Origin of the sequence: Rhizobium sp. SU303 (assembly GCF_021052345.1) — a bacterium.
GTDB lineage: Bacteria > Pseudomonadota > Alphaproteobacteria > Rhizobiales > Rhizobiaceae > Rhizobium > Rhizobium laguerreae.
Genome location: NZ_CP088095.1, coordinates 3,799,054 through 3,816,245 on the forward strand (window position 1 = coordinate 3,799,054; position 17,192 = coordinate 3,816,245).

The following is a 17,192-nucleotide window of genomic DNA, read 5'->3' on the forward strand; positions in this document are numbered from 1 at the left end:
TGTCAAGCGCATGATCGAGAAAAACGGTGGGCGTTGCCGGCCGTCGTTACCTATGGGTTTCAGGCAGCGACGGGGCTGGCCAGAAGGGCCTTCAGGCAGGCTTCGGCCGAAGGTTCGCGCTCGGAGCGTTCGATGAAGCCGCCACCGAAGACGCGGGCGTTGTCGCCGGGCGCGGAATAAAGCGCGCAGGCCTGGCCGGGCGCGATGCCCGCCTCGCCGACCGTCAGGTCGACGTAGGTGCCGGTTGCATTGACATGCAGCACGGCAGGCGCCGGCGCGCGCGTCGAGCGGACCTTTGCATAGCAGGAAAAACCCTTGCCGGAGGCGGCTCCCTGAAGTGTTTCGTCGCCCAGCCAGTTGACGTCACGCAGGTAGACGCGGTGCGTCTCCAGCGCCTCCTTCGGTCCGACGATGACGCGGCGCGAACGGGCGTCGAGAAAGACGACGTAGAGCGGCTCGCCGGTGGCGATGCCGATGCCGCGGCGCTGGCCAATCGTGAAGTGCAGGATGCCCTCATGGGTTCCGAGCACGCGGCCGTCGAGATGGACGATCTCGCCGGCGAGCGCCGCATTCGGCTTCAGCTTGTTGATGACGTCGGAATATTTGCCCTGCGGCACAAAGCAGATGTCCTGGCTGTCGGCCTTCTTGGCGACGACGAGGCCCATCTCTTCGGCGAGCCTGCGGGTCTCGGCCTTCGGCAGGCCGCCCAGGGGAAAGCGGAGGTAATCGATCTGTTCCTGCGTCGTGGCAAAAAGGAAATAGCTCTGGTCACGGTCGGCGTCGGCCGGGCGGAAAAGCGCGCGGCGGCCGGGATTATCCGGCGAAGGATTCCGTCCCGAGCGGATATAGTGGCCGGTCGCCAGCGCATCGGCGCCAAGTTCCTTGGCGGTCGCCAGCAGATCGGCGAATTTGACGGTCTGGTTGCAGGAAACGCAAGGTATCGGCGTTTCGCCCGCCACATAGCTCTCGGCGAAGGGATTGATCACCGTCTCGCGGAAGCGCTTTTCGTAGTCGAGCACGTAATGCGGGATGCCGAGCGTTTCGCAGACGCGGCGCGCATCGTCGATATCCTGGCCGGCGCAGCAGGAGCCGGCGCGGTGAACGGCTGCGCCGTGATCGTAAAGCTGCAGCGTGATGCCGAGCACGTCGTAACCCTGCTGTTTGAGAAGGCCGGCGACGACGGATGAATCGACGCCGCCCGACATGGCAACGACGACTCGGGTCTCTTCCGGCTTCTTGTCAAAATCCAGTGTGTTCAACGGGTGCTGCCAAATTCTGTGTTGTTTCGATCCGCCGTTCTGACTTCGGAATGTGGCGGATTTCCTACATTTCCGGCGGGATCGGCCGCCAGCTTTCATGGGCGACGGATATAGAAACTATTGCGCCCGCGCGCAAGTGCCGGCTTTCGGCCGAACTTGGCGGCGGCGTATGCCACGCCGATGGAAGGTGATGCGGAGGTGCCTGCGAGATGGACCCTATTCTGCCGCTTGACGGCGATCTTGCGCCGGCGGCTCGCTCATCACTGCCCGCATGCGCGGAAGTGCATCGGGATATTCGCGGCGGATGAAATCGATCAGTTTCTCCCGTACCTCGCAGCGAAGGTCAAAGGTGCGGTTGGAATTCGATGCCGATACGAGGACGCGGATCTCCATGACCGTCTCACGAAAATCCGTGACAGCGACGTTCACGACGCGGCGGTCCCACAGCGTCGAAGCCTTCGCGATCTCCTCGATCTTTCCACGCACCGCATCGACAGGCACGCTGTAGTCCAGATAGATCATCACCGTGCCGATCAGCGCTGAACTTTCGCGCGTCCAGTTTTGAAACGGGTTCTCGATGAAATAGCTCAGCGGCAGGATAAGGCGCCGCCAGTCCCACAATTGCAGGACGACATAGGTCGAAGTGATCTCCTCCACTCGCCCCCACTCGCCTTCCACCAGCAACGCATCGTCGATCCGGATCGGCTGGGTGATGGCAAGCTGGATGCCGGCAAACAGGTTCTTCAGCACCGGCTGAAGCGCAAGGCCGACGACGATACCGGCAACGCCTGCAGAGGCGAGCAGGCTGACGCCATATTGCCGGACCGCATCGAAGGTCATCATGCAGGCTGAAATCGCGATGACGACGATCAGCAGGTTGATGACACGCTCCATGATGCGTGTCTGCGTGACATGCTTGCGCGCCAGAAGATTGTCCTCGGCGTCGAGCTTGAACTGGCGCAGATAGACCGTCATCCAGATATGCTTGGCGGTCTTTGCCATCCAGGCGACCAGGATGATGAAGAAGATCAGCAGGAAGTGGCGCACGGTCGCCGATTGATATTCCGTCAGCGGCGAGACCGTCGCACCGATGGAAAGGGCGGCTGCCAGCATCGCAAGTCTCACCACCCGTTTTAACCGGGAGACGAGGGAGCGCCAGAAGAGATCCTTGCTCTCGACGAAGCGCGTCAGCAAGCGAAAGAGAATGCGATGCGCAAAGAGCCCCACTGAGATGACCGCCGCGAAGATGACGGCGCTTGCAAGCCAGTCGGGGAGCCAGATGCCTGCGGCGCGAATGTCGTTCAGAAATTCCGTCATGCAGGTGCAGTTAGAGTGCAATGCAGCATCGGAAAGTGACGAGTCGAAAAAATGGCTTCACACAAGAAAGGCGCAGCCGAAGCTGCGCCTCATGAAAAGCAGGGGTGCGGCTCAGGTGCCGATCAGCTTGTTACAGGCGAATGCGATGCCCGGATTGGCAATGATGACAGTCACGATCGCCAGTCCGATCATCGACAATGAATAGCGTTTCATATGCATTCTCCTTCTCCAGCCCAAGGGAAGTATGCCGGTTCGACCGCCATTTTCAAAATGACGAATGCTTGATGGCATCGGGCGGCATGCCTGCTTATCACATACGCGACGAGGCGGCCTTCGGGGCGCTGCCATAAATCAGCGCTTCCGCCTCATGCTGCGGCATCGGCCGGCCGAGCAGATAACCCTGCACCTCGCTGAAGCCCTCTGCGCGCAGCTTCTGCAACTGCTCTTCCGTCTCGATCCCTTCGGCCAGCGTCGTCGCGTTAAAGCCGGAGCCGATGCCGACGACGGCGCGCACGATGGCGAGATTGCCGGCATCCGTCTCGATGCCGGAAACGAAGCTGCGGTCGAGCTTGATCTTGTCGAAGGGGAAGGATCGGAGATAACTCAGCGACGAATAACCGGTGCCGAAATCGTCGATGGCGATGCGGAGGCCGAGTTCCTTCAATGCGCGCAGCCGCGGCAGGCTTTGGTCGGCATCGGTCAGGAATACGGATTCGGTGATTTCGATTTCAAGCCGGTCGGCATTGAGGCCGGTCTCGTCGAGCGCCGCGACCACCGTCGAAAGCAGGCTCGCATGCCGAAACTGGCTGACGGAGAGATTGACGGCGATCCTCAGATGGGCGGGCCAGCCGGCGGCCGCGCGGCAGGCTTCCCGGATCACCCAGTCGCCGATCGGCAAGATAAGGCCGGTTTCCTCGGCGAGCGGAATGAATTCCATCGGCGCCACCAGACCGCGCTTGGGATGGCGCCAGCGGATCAGCGCCTCGAAGCCGCCGATGCCGTCATTGTCGAGCTGCACGATCGGCTGGTAATGCAGCTCGAACTGGAGCTTCTCCAGCGCTTCCCACAGCTCGGCGGTCATCACGTGCCGGCGCTCGGCGGCAAGCCGCATCTCCGTCTCGTAGAAACGATAGGTCGAGCGCCCGCTCTCCTTGGCGGCATAGAGCGCCAGATCCGCATGCCGCATCAGCACATCCGCGTCGCCGGCATGATCGGGCGCCAAGGCGATGCCGATGCTGCAGGTGACATGCTCCCGGGCGCCGTCGAGATCGAAGGCGCGGCTCAGCGCCTTGAGCAGCCGCTGCGCAAAACGCCCGGCCCGCTCCGGTTCGTCGAGTTCCAGCACGACGGCGAATTCGTCGCCGCCGAGACGGGCAACGAGATCGCCCCCCTCCGCCAGCTGCAGCAGCCGCTCCGACACTTGGCAAAGCAGCGCGTCGCCGGCGGCATGTCCCTTGCTGTCGTTGATATGCTTGAAATGATCGACGTCGATATAGAGCAGCGCGATCGGGCTGTCGGCGCTCGCTTCGGCGGCCCGCCGGCGAATATGCTTGGAAAATGCCGCCCGGTTCGGCAGGTCGGTGAGCGAATCATGCATGGCGAGATGGGCAAGCTTCGCCTCGACGGAGCGCTCTTCCGTCACGTCCTGCGAGATGCCGAGCAGATAGCGCGGCGCATGGCCCTCCGGCGTCGGCAGGGCGCGCTTGATGGTGCGCAGGATGCGCGGCACGCCATCGGCGCGCAGCATCGTCTCCTCGAAGCTGATCGTCGCATTGGCTTCGAAAGCGCGGCGATCCTGCTCGCGGAAGGCGTCCGTCTGGCCGGCGGGAAACAGCGCCCGGTCGGTTCGGCCGACCACATCCTGCGCCTTCATGCCGACGATATCGCCGCAGGCCTCGTTGAAGAGAACGTAAAGCCCGTCCGCTTCCATGTCCTTGACGAAGACGCCGACGGGTAGGTTATCGACGATGCTGTCGAGAAGCGAGCGCGTATCGCCGACCTGGCGTCTGGCGGCATTGATCTCGCTGCGATCCTGCACGATCGCCAGGATCGCAGGCTGCCCCTCGAAACGCACTTCGCGACCATAAGTCAGCACGTCGAAGGTCTCGCCGTTCGCCTTGAGGTGAACCCAGCGCTCTGCCTTTTCCATGTCGGTACGGCCGCTGACGGCGTCGATCATCCGCTCCCGTTCATGCTCGGGGCGGATATCCAGAACCGTCATGCGCCGGTACTCGTCCGCCCCATAGCCGTAAAGTGCCGCCGCCGCCTCGTTGACGATGAGAAAATGCAGCGACACAGGATCATAGACCCACATCGGTGACGGATGCGTTGCAAACAACGACCGGAAGTCGTCGTTTAATGCTTCGATCTGCTCGGTCTTCTGCAAGAGGGCCATGGAAATTCGCGTGCGGTTGATGCCGATCTCAGCTCTATACCGGGAAAAGTTAAATAAAATCAGAATCATAATCAGGGCTAAACTTTAGGCTTCCGCCTTCAGAATGTGCAAAAGCGGCGATTTGCCATCGCGATCTCGGGCCTCGATATAATAATTGAGGCACCATGGAACAATTCTCTCGATCGTGCATTCCTGGGCATCGAAGTCGCAAGCCAGTTGCTGAGGAGGGTTTTATGGGCAGGTTCGGCACGACGACGGATTACAGCAGGATCAGACACTGGATCGAAGAACGTGGTGGCCATCCCGCCCGCATCAAGGACGCGAGCGATAGCGAAACCGTCCGCGTCGATTTTTCCTCGGAAACACAGGAAGAAATTTCCTGGGACGAATTCTTCCAAGGCCTCGACGGCAGCAGGCTCGCCTTCCTTCACCGCACCAAGGCTGAAGACGATGTCGCCCGTTTCGGCAGGCTCGTCCGCCGGAAACGCCGGCACCATTAATTTGTTTCTGAAACAGCAAAAAACCCGGCGCCGTTTCCAGCGCCGGGTTTTTCATTTCCTTGGGAGGAAAAACTCAGTCGATATTGAAGGTCAGCGGTTTTGCCTGGCGTACCGCCTGGTGGGCGGTCAACTCAGCAAGCACGGCGTCATCCACCTTGCCGTCGACATAGAGCAGTGCGATGGCGTCGCCGCCCTGCTTGTCACGGCCGAGCTGGAAGTTGGCGATGTTGACGCCGGCAGCACCAAGCGTCGTGCCGATGAAGCCGATCATGCCGGGAACGTCGGTATTGGTGATATAGATCATGTGCGAGCCGACATCGGCATCGAGGTTGATGCCCTTGATCTGGATGAAGCGCGGCTTGCCGTCCGAAAACACCGTGCCGGCGACCGAGCGAGTCATGCTTTCCGTCGTCACCGTCAGCTTGATATAGCCGTCGAAGACACCTGTCTTGTCGCGCTTGACCTCGGAGAGCACGATGCCCTTTTCCTTGATCATGATCGGCGCCGAAACCATGTTGACGTCGGCGACCTGCGGGCGGATGAGGCCGGCGAGCACAGCACTCGTCAGTGCCCGTGTGTTCATGTTGGCGGTGATGCCGTCATAGAGGATTTCGATTTCCTTGATCGGCTCTTCGGTGACCTGGCCGACGAAGGCGCCGAGAACATCGGCGAGACGGATGAAGGGCTTCAGGATCGGCGCTTCTTCAGCCGTGATCGACGGCATGTTGATGGCGTTGGAGACGGCACCGTTGACGAGGTAATCCGCCATCTGTTCGGCCACCTGCAAAGCGACGTTTTCCTGCGCCTCGGTCGTCGAGGCACCGAGATGCGGCGTGCAGACGACGTTCGGCAGGCCGAAGAGCGGGCTTTCCTTGGCGGGCTCGACCTCGAACACGTCGAAGGCGGCACCGGCGACATGGCCCGACTTGATCGCCTCGGCAAGCGCGGCCTCATCAACCAGGCCGCCGCGGGCGCAGTTGATGATGCGCACGCCGGGCTTGGTCTTCGCCAGCGCTTCCTTGTTGAGGATGCCGCGTGTCTTGTCGGTCATCGGCACATGCAGCGTAATGAAGTCGGCGCGGGCGAAGAGCTCTTCCAGTTCGACCTTGGTGACGCCCATCTCTTCGGCACGCTCCTTGGAAAGGAACGGGTCGTAGGCGACGACGTGCATTTTGAGGCCGATGGCCCGGGCGCAGACGATCGAGCCGATATTGCCGGCACCGATGACGCCGAGCGTCTTGCCGGTAATCTCGACGCCCATGAACTTCGACTTCTCCCACTTGCCGGCCTGCGTCGAGGTATCGGCGGCCGGAAGTTGGCGGGCGACGGCGAACATCAGCGCGATGGCGTGTTCGGCCGTGGTGATCGAGTTGCCAAAGGGCGTGTTCATCACGATGATGCCGCGGCGCGATGCAGCCGGGATATCGACATTGTCGACGCCGATACCGGCACGGCCGACGACCTTGAGGTTCGTCGCCCTCTCGATGATCTTTTCCGTCACCTTGGTGGCGGAGCGGATGGCCAGGCCATCATACTTGCCGATGACTTCGAGCAGACGGTCTTTGTCCTTTCCGAGCTGCGGTTCGAAATCGACTTCGACGCCGCGGTCGCGAAAAATCTGGACCGCGGTTTCCGACAATTCGTCGGATACGAGAACGCGAGGTGCCATGAGGGCCTCCTTCAAAAGTGTTCAGCGATGAATGAATCAGGAATAGGCTCCGCCCTATGGCGGAGCCGGATGCGATCACCTCAGGCGGCGGCCTGAGCGAGCTGCGCCTTCTGTGTTTCGAAGGCCCAGGAAAGCCACGGCATCAGCTTCTGCATGTCGGATGCCTCGATCGTGGCGCCAGCCCAGATGCGCAGGCCCGACGGCGCGTCGCGGTAGTGGCCGACGTCATAGGCAACACCTTCCTTTTCCAGGAGGCCGACCAAGCCCTTGGCGAAATTCGCCTGGCCGTCGTCATCAAGCGCTGCGATGTCCTTGTCGACGATCTTCAGGCAGACGGAAGTGTTGGAGGCCGTTTCCGCCTTGACGGCGAGATTGGCGATCCAATCGTTTGCCGCGACGAAATCGTGGATGACCTTGGCATTGGCATCGGCACGCGCGATCAGCCCCTTGAGGCCGCCGAGGCCCTTCGCCCAGACAAGCGCATCGATATAGTCCTCGACGCAGAGCATCGACGGGGTGTTGATCGTCTCGCCCTGGAAGATGCCCTCCGTCAGCTTGCCGCCCGAGGTCATGCGGAAGATCTTCGGCAGCGGCCAGGCCGGCGTGTAGGTGACCAGACGCTCGACGGCACGCGGCGAAAGAATGATGACGCCATGGGCGCCCTCGCCGCCCAGAACCTTCTGCCAGGAGAAGGTGACGACGTCGAGCTTGGCGAAATCGAGTGCCTGCGCGAAAGCGGCCGAGGTGGCATCGCAGATCGTCAGGCCCTTGCGGTCGGCTGGGATGAAATCGGCGTTCGGCACGCGCACGCCGGAGGTGGTGCCGTTCCAGGTGAAGACGACGTCGCGGTCGAAATCGACGGCGGAGAGATCGGGAAGCTCGCCGTAACCGGCTTCGAGCTTGCGCACATCCTTGAGCTTCAGCTGCTTGACGACATCGGTGACCCAGCCGGCGCCGAAGCTTTCCCAGGCGAGCATATCGACGCCGCGTTCGCCGAGCAGCGACCAAAGCGCCATTTCGACGGCACCGGTATCGGACGCCGGAACGATGCCGATGCGGTAATCCGCCGGCACTTCGAGAATTTCACGGGTAAGGTCGATGGCCTGCTTGAGCTTGGCCTTGCCGACCTTCGCGCGGTGCGAACGGCCAAGGGCCGCGTCGGAAAGGGCTTCGAGCGACCAACCGGGGCGCTTCGAGCAGGGGCCAGAAGAAAAATGGGTATTGTGCGGACGGATGTCCGGCTTTGCGGTCTTCGCCATGATGCTATCCTCTCAGATAGAAAGCCCTTCGTTGGGGAAGGGTGTCCCGCCGCCGTGTGTATGGATCCGGCGCGTCATAGTCAAGATCGAAGTGTCGCGGGGGGAACATATTTTGACGCAGAGCGGTAGGGCCGCAATACGAAAAGCCGCCCGGTTGGGGGCGGCTTCTAGTGTCAGGGGGATTGGACTTACTTGTAGATCGGCTGCTGCAGCGGGATTTCCGGCGGCGGTTCGTAGCTCGCCTGAGCGCAGCCGCCGAAGAGATAGCGGGCGCCGACGCGGGCTTCGTGTGCCGTGAGACCCTTGTCGCGGCCCGGGCCGCCATTGTCGGCATAGCCGAACATGTTGCCGCCGTCGATATGCAGGTAGCGGTAACCGACATCGGCCTTGATGTTGCAGGTCACGTCGATCGAAGCGCCGGCCATCAGGGCGTAAGTGAAGCGCCAGTTGCCCTTGCCGCCATGGGTGACCTGGTCGTCGCAGAAGCTGCCGTCATCGGCGCAGGCAACATTGCGCAGGTTCTTCCACTTCACGTAGGAACCACCGATACCAGCACCGACATAAGGCGTGACGTAGCCGTAGGTGCCGAGATCGACATAGGCGTTGGCGAGCAGCGTATAGGCTGTCAGCGAAGAACGGTCGCTCGAGGTGCAATCCACCAGCGGAAAGCCGCACTGCCCAACCGTCGAGCCCTTGAAATCCGCCTGGGTGAGATAGTCGAAGGTCAGATCGGTGCGCAGATAGCTGTTGATCTGATAACCGACACCGCCGCCGACCGTCCATGCGTCATCGAGATCAGCGTCGTCGAAATCGACTTCCGTGGCGTTGCTGCCCTGAAAATAGCGGGCGCCGCGCAGATCGGTAAAGGCATAGCCGACATCGCCGCGCAGGTACCAGCCGGTCGCTTCGGTGACCGTTACCTCGGGCGGCTGCTCCGGGATAGGCTCGGCAGGAGCGAAGTCCGCGGAATAGGCATTTGTCGCGATCAACAATGCGGCGAAGATGCCGGACAAGCTTCTTTTCATGGATCCCACTCCAAAATCTCGTTGCGTCGGCAGGCTCAATCGCCGCCAATCTGGTACGCTTCGTATGGATAATGAATTGGAAACGTTAAAAGCTGCTTAACTATAAATGGGAAGAAATGTTAAGAGAGAGATTGGCGGCAAGTTCCTCGATATCGTGGAGTTAGGTTCAAGCTGGCAGCCGCCGGACTCGCCGAAGACCGCCAGCTGCAACGATATGAAGTCCGCCACCGTCAAATCGCTAAGTCGGTTTCCTTCGCCGTCAAGTCGGTCGACTCCACTCGGCGAATCCTGCCGTTACTTCCATTGCGTCGCATTTTCGGCGGCGCAGCCGTACGGGGGCAAGGAGCTGCCAAAGGTCGTTTTGAGCTTGGCACAGCCCCAGGCATTGATCGGGCCTGGCATGGCATTGTTGAGCGTGATGCCGATTTCATCGTAGGGGCTGTCGGTGTTGGTGATGTAGCGATACCAGCGGAAACCGGTAAAGACGACGAATGCGAGAGCGATCGTCAGCAGCAGGCGCACCAATTTTTTCATGATATTTCCTTTGAATGCAAACGCCGCCGTGTAGCATCCGCGTGTGGAGGTTGACAGCACTGTCACCAAGGCATCGGCGAATTTCCGTGGATGCCGTTTCGGTGCTCACTGCACCCCGACATGCTGCAGCTGCCGAGGCTTGCGCTCTCTCGAAAGCCAAGCTGGCAAGGCACTGACATGTTGTCTTCGGAAGGGCGGAAACGGTTCCGGCGGGAAGTCTATCCGGAGTGGATCTTCGAAGGCGCCAATAGCGAAAAAGCCGGCGCTTGCGCACCGGCTTTTGATATTCCGTCCCGAAAAATCAGGCGGCGGTCCGGACGTTCGAGATCGTGCCGATGAGTTCGTTGACGATGCGCTCGATCTGGGCGCGGTCGTCACCCTCGGCCATGACGCGGATCAGCGGCTCGGTGCCCGAGGGGCGGATGACGAGGCGGCCGTTCCTGGCAAGCTCGGCTTCGGCATCGGCGATCGCCTTCTGCACCTGGATATCTTCCAGCGGCTTGCCGCCGCTGATGCGGACATTGCGCAGGAGCTGCGGCACCGGCTCGAAGCGGCGGCAGACCTCGCTGACGGTCCGGCCGGTGCGCTTGACCGCGGCCAGGATCTGCAAGGCGGCAACGAGACCGTCGCCGGTCGTGCCATAGTCCGAAAGCACGATGTGGCCGGACTGCTCGCCGCCGACATTGTAATTGTGCTGGCGCATATGCTCGACGACGTAACGGTCGCCGACCTTCGTCCGGGCAAGGCCGAGGCCCTTGTCCTCGAGGAAACGCTCGAGGCCGAGATTAGACATGACGGTCGCAACGATACCATTGCCGCGCAGCTGCTGGCTCTCGGCCCAGCTCTCGGCGATGACGGCCATCAGCTGGTCGCCATCGACGATCGAACCGTTGTCATCAATGATGATGACGCGGTCCGCGTCGCCGTCCAGCGCGATGCCGATATCGGCGCGCACCTCGTCGACCTTTTTCTGCAACGCGACGGGGCTGGTGGAGCCGCAATTGAGATTGATGTTGGTGCCGTTCGGCTCGTTGCCGATGGTGACGACATCGGCGCCGAGCTCCCAGAGCACGGCAGGCGCCACCTTGTAGGCAGCCCCGTTGGCGCAGTCGATCGCGATCCTCAGACCCTGCAGCGTCACATCACGCGGCAGGGTGCGCTTGGCATGCTCGATATAACGGTCGTGCACGCCGTCGACGCGCTTGGCGCGGCCGATGTCGTCGGATTTGGCGAGCTGCGCATTCAGGTCCTTTTCGAGCAGATCCTCGATCTCGGCCTCGATGTCGTCTGAAAGCTTGTAGCCGTCGGGGCCGAAGAGCTTGATCCCGTTATCCTCGTAAGGATTGTGCGACGCCGAGATCATCACGCCAATATCGGCGCGCAGCGAGCGCGTCAGCATCGCGACGGCAGGTGTCGGGATCGGGCCGAGAATAAAGGCATCGAGGCCGGCAGCGGTGAAGCCCGCAACCATGGCATTCTCAAGCATATAACCGGAAAGGCGCGTATCCTTGCCGATGACGACGCGATGGCGGTGGTTGCCACGGCGGAAGATCGTGCCGGCGGCAATGCCGACGCGCATGGCGAGGTCCGGCGTCATCGGGAAGACATTGGATTGGCCGCGAATGCCGTCCGTACCGAAATAGCGTCTTTTCATCTGCACTCCTGCGCTTTCCGCGCGCCATTCAAGGCAGCGCATCGTTCCAAGCGAATCCGGCTTCAGTGGAATGTCGTCAATCCCGGAGCGTGATTCATGCTTGCCTCAATTCAGCGGAATGCCACAAAATGCGGCGATCAGCACGTAAATTAGCGAGAAAAATGATTATATCCCGTTACCAATAGAAAAGGCCGGATCTCCCACTTCGGAAATCCGGCCTTGTTCAAGGGAGTGCCGCTGTTCAATGCGGCTGCGGTTCGAGACCGCCTTCGGGCTCATCACCCTTGGTGGCAGGCCGTGCACCGGCCTTCGGAACGGCTGAGCCGCGGCTTGGCGGCGAATCATCACCGAGATCGCGGGAAGGCTTTTCGCCGCGGATCAGCGCCTTGATCTCTTCGCCGGTCAGTGTCTCGTATTCGAGCAGACCTTCGGCAAGCACGACGAATTCGTCGTGCTTTTCCGTCAGGATCGTGCGGGCCTGCGTATAGGCTTCGTCGATCAGGCGGCGCACTTCATTGTCGATCTTCTGCGCGGTTGCTTCCGAAACATTCTTCGACTGCGAAACCGAGTGGCCGAGGAAGACTTCCTGCTGGTTCTCGCCATAGGCGACCTGACCGAGCTGATCGGAAAAGCCCCATTGCGTGACCATGGCGCGGGCAAGTTTGGTCGCCTGCTCGATGTCGGAGGAGGCACCCGAGGTGATGTTCTCCTTGCCGAAGGTGAGCTCTTCGGCAACGCGGCCGCCCATCATGATGCAGAGGCGTGAGACCATCCACTTGTAGCTCATCGAGTAGCGGTCGCCCTCGGGAAGCTGCATGACCATGCCGAGCGCACGGCCGCGCGGAATGATCGTCGCCTTGTGCAGCGGATCGGCGACGGCGACATTGAGCGCGGTCATGGCGTGTCCGGCCTCATGGTAAGCGGTGAGCTTCTTTTCCGCCTCGGTCATCGCCGAGGAACGGCGCTCGGCGCCCATCATGATCTTGTCCTTGGCGTCCTCGAATTCCTGCATGGTGACGACGCGCTTGTTGCGGCGGGCGGCCATCAGGGCGGCTTCGTTGACGAGGTTCATCAGGTCGGCGCCGGAAAAACCGGGCGTACCGCGGGCGAGGATCTTGAGATCGACATTCGGCGCCAGCGGAACGTTGCGAGCATGCACCTTGAGGATACGCTCGCGGCCGACGATGTCGGGATTCGGCACCACGACCTGACGGTCGAAACGGCCGGGACGCAGCAGCGCCGGGTCAAGAACGTCGGGACGGTTGGTGGCAGCGATCAGGATCACGCCTTCATTCGCCTCGAAGCCATCCATTTCGACCAGCAGCTGGTTCAGCGTCTGCTCGCGTTCGTCATTACCGCCGCCGAGACCGGCGCCGCGATGGCGGCCGACGGCATCGATTTCGTCGATGAAGATGATGCAGGGCGCATTCTTCTTCGCCTGCTCGAACATATCGCGCACACGGCTTGCACCGACGCCGACGAACATTTCGACGAAGTCGGAACCGGAAATGGTGAAGAAGGGCACATTGGCTTCGCCGGCAACCGAGCGGGCGAGCAGCGTCTTGCCGGTACCCGGAGGGCCGACGAGCAGCACGCCGCGCGGGATCTTGCCGCCGAGACGCTGGAACTTCTGCGGATCACGCAGGAATTCGACGATTTCCTCGAGATCTTGCTTGGCCTCGTCGACACCGGCGACGTCTTCAAAGGTCACGCGACCATGCGCTTCGGTGAGCAGCTTGGCCTTGGACTTGCCGAAGCCCATCGCACCGCGTGAGCCGCCCTGCATCTGCCGCATGAAGAACAGCCAGACGCCGAGAATCAGAAGCATCGGCAAAAGCGTGCCGAGATAGCTGAGGAAACCCGAAGAGCCGTCCGTTTCAGGACGGGCGGAAACCAAGACATTCTTCGACTGCAGGCGATCGAGCAGACTGTCGTCGATCACAGGCGAATAGGTCTGGAAGGTGGTGCCATTTTCAACATAGCTTCCGGAGAGACGGTTGCCCGTGACCACGACGTCCTTCACACGGCCCGCATCGACCTCACGCAGAAACTGCGAATAAGGGATTTCGCGGGAGCCCGTTTGCGCCGGCGCCGTCTGAAACATACTGAAAAGGGCGATCAGTAGAAGCGCTATGATCGCCCACAAGGCGAAATTACGTAAGTTAGGGTTCATTGAACTCCCCAGCATGGAACAGCCGCCTCATGGCGACCGTCTTATTCGTTTCTAACATAGGGTTGCGCCGTGCGATTGCCAAGGCGATCCCCTAAGTCAGATGGTTTTTCCGTCAATACTTCTTAAAGGCAGCCTCGCATAGGGCGCCGTCGCGAAAACCGCCGAAAGCCTATTGGCAAAGATGAAGTCAAATCGTGTCAAAAAGCGGTCGAAGGGTGCGAAATAGGGTGTTAGTTCGACCATGCGGGCAGATTCCTCAGATAAAGGGGTCCCTTCGACCGATAACGCCGGCGCCGAAGCGATGGCGCGCCTCCATGCCCCCTTGGGAAGGTCCCTGCCCAACCCTCCCTCATTCCTGTGCTCGTCACAGGAATCCAGCGCGCCCAAGTCCTTGGGCGCAGGGGACTCTTCACGCATTGTTGAGTCATTCACCGCGCCGACGCGCGGTGGCTGGATTCCTGTGACATCCCTCGGGTTGGACCCGAGGGCGGGAATGAGGGAGTGTCCGGCCTGGGCTTCCACCCCTATAGTCGTTCCAGACCTATTTACGGCCCCGAACCTTCCGTCCCAAACCCCAGCCTCTCCCGGCTGCAGAACCAGGGGCAATATCCCCCGGCTCTCGCGCGCCAGATAAAGCCCGTCACGCCTGAGATCGAACACCACCCTGCCGGCAGTCATTCGTCCAAGCCCGCTGCCGGTGGCAAATGTGAGAACCCGATCCATCTGCCCCCTCCCCGGCGCAAATGGCTGCCCACCGAAAACGGCTGCCAGACGGGCGAGTACATAGTCGAGGACTGCGCGATCCTGCCGCAGCCCATCAGGCATCACCTGGCCGAGCAGGCCGCCGTGAAGCCGGAAGTGACGATCCAGCCATTCGGCTCCTCTGGACGACAGGGCCAGCCGCTCCTCCCAGGCCGCGCCAATATCCTTCTCCATGCCTGCATCGGCCGAAAACTGCCGGCGCATCCGCACGCGCTCGTACTTCGTATCCTCGTTGCTGGGATCGTCGATCCACGGCACGCCCTGCTCTTTCAGGAAAGCGCGGATATCTGCCCGGGTGGAAAAAAGAAGCGGCCGTAAAATCCAGAAGCGCCGGTCGAAGAGCACCGCATCTGCAATACCGGTCGAAACCTGCTCCGTTCGCATCCCACGCATGGCAAGCGTTTCGCGCTGGTCGTCGAACGTATGGCCCGTAACGATGAGATCGGCTTCGAAACGTTCGGCGGCAGTCGCAAGCAGGCCGTAGCGTGCCTCGCGGGCAGCCGCCATGATGCCAGTTTTCGGCTTGTCGCTCTGCCAGATCAGAATGGTGTGGGGAATGCCGAGCGATGCGCAGAGGTCGGCGACTTCACGCGCCTCGGCTGCGGAGCCCGCGCGCAACGCATGATCGACGGTCGCAGCGCAAAGAGAAATCTTGAGATGGGGCGCGGCCTTCACAGCTTCATCGAGCAGAAGAAGCAGGCCGGTGGAATCGCTGCCGCCTGATATCGCGACGAGAATGTGTGCGGGGCTTTGAAGCGACGTGAGAAACTGGAGGATCGCCAGTTGAGGCGATGCGGCATCCGGAGACATTCCGGAAGACCTCAGCAGGAGAGGCGCTTCTGTTCGCTCGCAACCTTGCTTATGACGGCACGCGAGGCCTTCGGATAACGCTTCGACACTTCGCGCAGCGTTGCACAGGCCGTCTCGGTATTGTCGAGGGCGGCAAGCGACATGCCGAGCTTCAGCAGCATTTCCGGCGCCTTTTCCGATGTGCCGTATTTCTGATGCGCGTTGAGGAAGGTCTTGGCCGACTCATTGTACTTGCCCTGCGAATAGAGCGCTTCGCCGAGCCAGAAATTGGCGTCCGCCGCCCGCGCACTGCTCGGGTAGCGGGCGATATACTGCGTGAATTCCTGTTCGGCCGTGCTGTAATCGCCGGACAATACGTGGCCATAGGCGGCTTTGTACTGGTCGGCCTCGCTGCCGAGCGAGGCGGTCTGCTGCGGCGTTTTGCGGCTGGCATCGGGAATCGGCCCGGAACCGATCGTGGCGTTTTCGTCGACGCTTCCGCCGATCGGATTGCCGTTCTGATCGAAATCGATCGAGCCGAGCTCCTTGGGCGGCTGGCCGAGGCCGCTATTCTCAGGCACGCTGGTAGAGGGAGCCGTTTCGGCTCCCTCCGGTGCTTGGATCACCTTGGCAATGTCGTCGCCGCCGGAGGCTGCCGGAGCAGCATCGGTCTCGCTCTTCTTGACAGGAGCCTTGGCGCCGCCGCTGGCACCCGTCTTTTCGAGCTGCTGGAAGCGGAATTCATTGTCTTCCTGCTGCTTGCGGATCGTCTCCTGCATCTGCAGAAGCTGAAAGCTCATCTCCTCGATCCGGCCGTTCAGCTGCCGCAGCTGCTCTTCGAGCTGCTGCACGCGGACCTCCGCATCGCCGCTCTGCACCTTGACGACGGGCGGCGCCGCCTGGTTTTCCGCGGATCGGCCGCCGAGATGTAGCCCGAAGAACGAGGCCGAATAGGCCGCCCGTTCGCTTCCGGTCACAGCCGCGAGGCACAGCATGCCTGCCACGACAAATTTCTTCATATGTATCGTCCTGTCCCAGTGATTCTTCGCACCTCGATGGCACGAACAGGAGATTTTTCCAATTGCTTTCAAAAAGCAACGGAGTCTGGCCAAAGTGTGGTCAAAAAGAAAAGGCGGCCCCTGAGCGGGCCGCCTTTCGAAAAAGCGAAGTGTTGCTCGGCAATTACATGCCGGCGCCGCCAAGCACGGTAACCGCGCGGCGGTTCTGTGACCAGCAGGAAATATCGTCGCAGACGGCGACCGGACGTTCCTTGCCGTAGGAGATCGTCTTCAGGCGCTGCGCCGGGACGCCGCGCGAAGCGAGATAGTCCTTGGCGGCAGCAGCACGGCGGGCGCCGAGCGCGAGGTTGTATTCGCGCGTGCCGCGTTCGTCGGCATGGCCTTCGACGGTGATCTGGTAGTTCGGGTAGCGGCCGAGCCACTGCGCCTGACGGTCGAGGGTCTGCGAGGCATCGGCGCGGATCGACGAGGAGTCGGTATCGAAGAAGATACGGTCGCCGACATTGACCGTGAAGTCCTGGGCCGAGCCCGGCGTTGCAGCGCCGCCGGCACCTGTGCCGAGGCCGAGGTCGCCTGCGCTGTTCGGCGGCTTCTTGGCGCAGCTTGCCAGAGCGAGGCCGGCGATAAGCGCGATCATGACGGGGTTACGGGCGAAATTCTGCATGCGGCTCATTGCCGGGGTATGAATTCGGCTCATGGCCGGTCTCCTTGCGATTTCATCAGGGTTTCCGGACAGTAACCGCACTCGGTTAACCGCCCCTCAAAGATTATGGTTAACGATTTACTGATTTGTCCCTTGGTCGCTCGGTTCCATGACTTTGGGGCGACAAGAAGGCA

The 17,192-nt window shown here is 61.4% G+C and carries 13 protein-coding genes; 1 reads left to right on the forward strand and 12 read right to left on the reverse strand.

Features of this window, described 5'->3' with window-relative positions; all coding sequences use genetic code 11:
• Window positions 1-59: 59 nt before the first annotated feature.
• The 3 genes from mnmA to RlegSU303_RS18865 form a co-directional block, all read right to left on the reverse strand.
• A complete protein-coding gene (gene mnmA, locus RlegSU303_RS18855) occupies window positions 60-1,259 on the reverse strand; it encodes a tRNA 2-thiouridine(34) synthase MnmA (RefSeq protein ID WP_168275858.1) in 1,200 nt (399 codons plus the stop codon).
• Window positions 1,260-1,475: 216 nt separating this feature from the next.
• A complete protein-coding gene (locus RlegSU303_RS18860) occupies window positions 1,476-2,576 on the reverse strand; it encodes a mechanosensitive ion channel family protein (RefSeq protein ID WP_032991925.1) in 1,101 nt (366 codons plus the stop codon).
• 310 nt (window positions 2,577-2,886) lie between these two features.
• Window positions 2,887-5,040, reverse strand: coding sequence for a putative bifunctional diguanylate cyclase/phosphodiesterase (locus RlegSU303_RS18865; protein ID WP_168275860.1), 2,154 nt, complete (start codon window positions 5,038-5,040; stop codon window positions 2,887-2,889).
• Window positions 5,041-5,204: 164 nt separating this feature from the next.
• Here RlegSU303_RS18865 and RlegSU303_RS18870 point away from each other — a divergent pair, with 164 nt between their 5' ends.
• Window positions 5,205-5,471 (forward strand): hypothetical protein, encoded by a 267-nt coding sequence (locus RlegSU303_RS18870; RefSeq protein WP_017961973.1) that lies wholly within the window; start codon window positions 5,205-5,207, stop codon window positions 5,469-5,471.
• Window positions 5,472-5,544: 73 nt separating this feature from the next.
• Here the strand turns inward: RlegSU303_RS18870 and serA are convergent, their stop codons facing one another.
• The 9 genes from serA to pal form a co-directional block, all read right to left on the reverse strand.
• The gene (gene serA / locus RlegSU303_RS18875) at window positions 5,545-7,140 is read right to left on the reverse strand and encodes a phosphoglycerate dehydrogenase (RefSeq protein ID WP_026158859.1); all 1,596 of its coding nucleotides are present in this window, start codon (window positions 7,138-7,140) and stop codon (window positions 5,545-5,547) included.
• A gap of 80 nt (window positions 7,141-7,220) precedes the next feature.
• Window positions 7,221-8,399: a phosphoserine transaminase gene (locus tag RlegSU303_RS18880; protein ID WP_077979585.1), complete on the reverse strand. Its 1,179-nt coding sequence runs from the start codon at window positions 8,397-8,399 to the stop codon at window positions 7,221-7,223.
• A 188-nt stretch (window positions 8,400-8,587) separates the two neighbouring features.
• Window positions 8,588-9,424, reverse strand: a complete 837-nt coding sequence (locus RlegSU303_RS18885) for an outer membrane protein (protein WP_131621832.1) — start codon at window positions 9,422-9,424, stop codon at window positions 8,588-8,590.
• A 294-nt stretch (window positions 9,425-9,718) separates the two neighbouring features.
• On the reverse strand, window positions 9,719-9,958 hold the full coding sequence (locus RlegSU303_RS18890; protein ID WP_064651403.1) for a hypothetical protein: 240 nt from the start codon (window positions 9,956-9,958) through the stop codon (window positions 9,719-9,721).
• A gap of 301 nt (window positions 9,959-10,259) precedes the next feature.
• Window positions 10,260-11,612: a phosphoglucosamine mutase gene (gene glmM / locus RlegSU303_RS18895; RefSeq protein ID WP_231283271.1), complete on the reverse strand. Its 1,353-nt coding sequence runs from the start codon at window positions 11,610-11,612 to the stop codon at window positions 10,260-10,262.
• Window positions 11,613-11,853: 241 nt separating this feature from the next.
• Entirely contained in the window at window positions 11,854-13,785 is a 1,932-nt protein-coding gene (gene ftsH, locus RlegSU303_RS18900) for an ATP-dependent zinc metalloprotease FtsH (RefSeq protein ID WP_017961979.1), read from the reverse strand.
• A gap of 96 nt (window positions 13,786-13,881) precedes the next feature.
• Window positions 13,882-15,357: a tRNA lysidine(34) synthetase TilS gene (gene tilS, locus RlegSU303_RS18905; RefSeq protein ID WP_131621830.1), complete on the reverse strand. Its 1,476-nt coding sequence runs from the start codon at window positions 15,355-15,357 to the stop codon at window positions 13,882-13,884.
• A gap of 11 nt (window positions 15,358-15,368) precedes the next feature.
• Window positions 15,369-16,355: a tol-pal system protein YbgF gene (gene ybgF, locus RlegSU303_RS18910; protein WP_094087466.1), complete on the reverse strand. Its 987-nt coding sequence runs from the start codon at window positions 16,353-16,355 to the stop codon at window positions 15,369-15,371.
• Between the two features lie 163 nt (window positions 16,356-16,518).
• Window positions 16,519-17,052: a peptidoglycan-associated lipoprotein Pal gene (gene pal, locus RlegSU303_RS18915; RefSeq protein WP_027683223.1), complete on the reverse strand. Its 534-nt coding sequence runs from the start codon at window positions 17,050-17,052 to the stop codon at window positions 16,519-16,521.
• Between the last annotated feature and the right edge of the window lie 140 nt (window positions 17,053-17,192).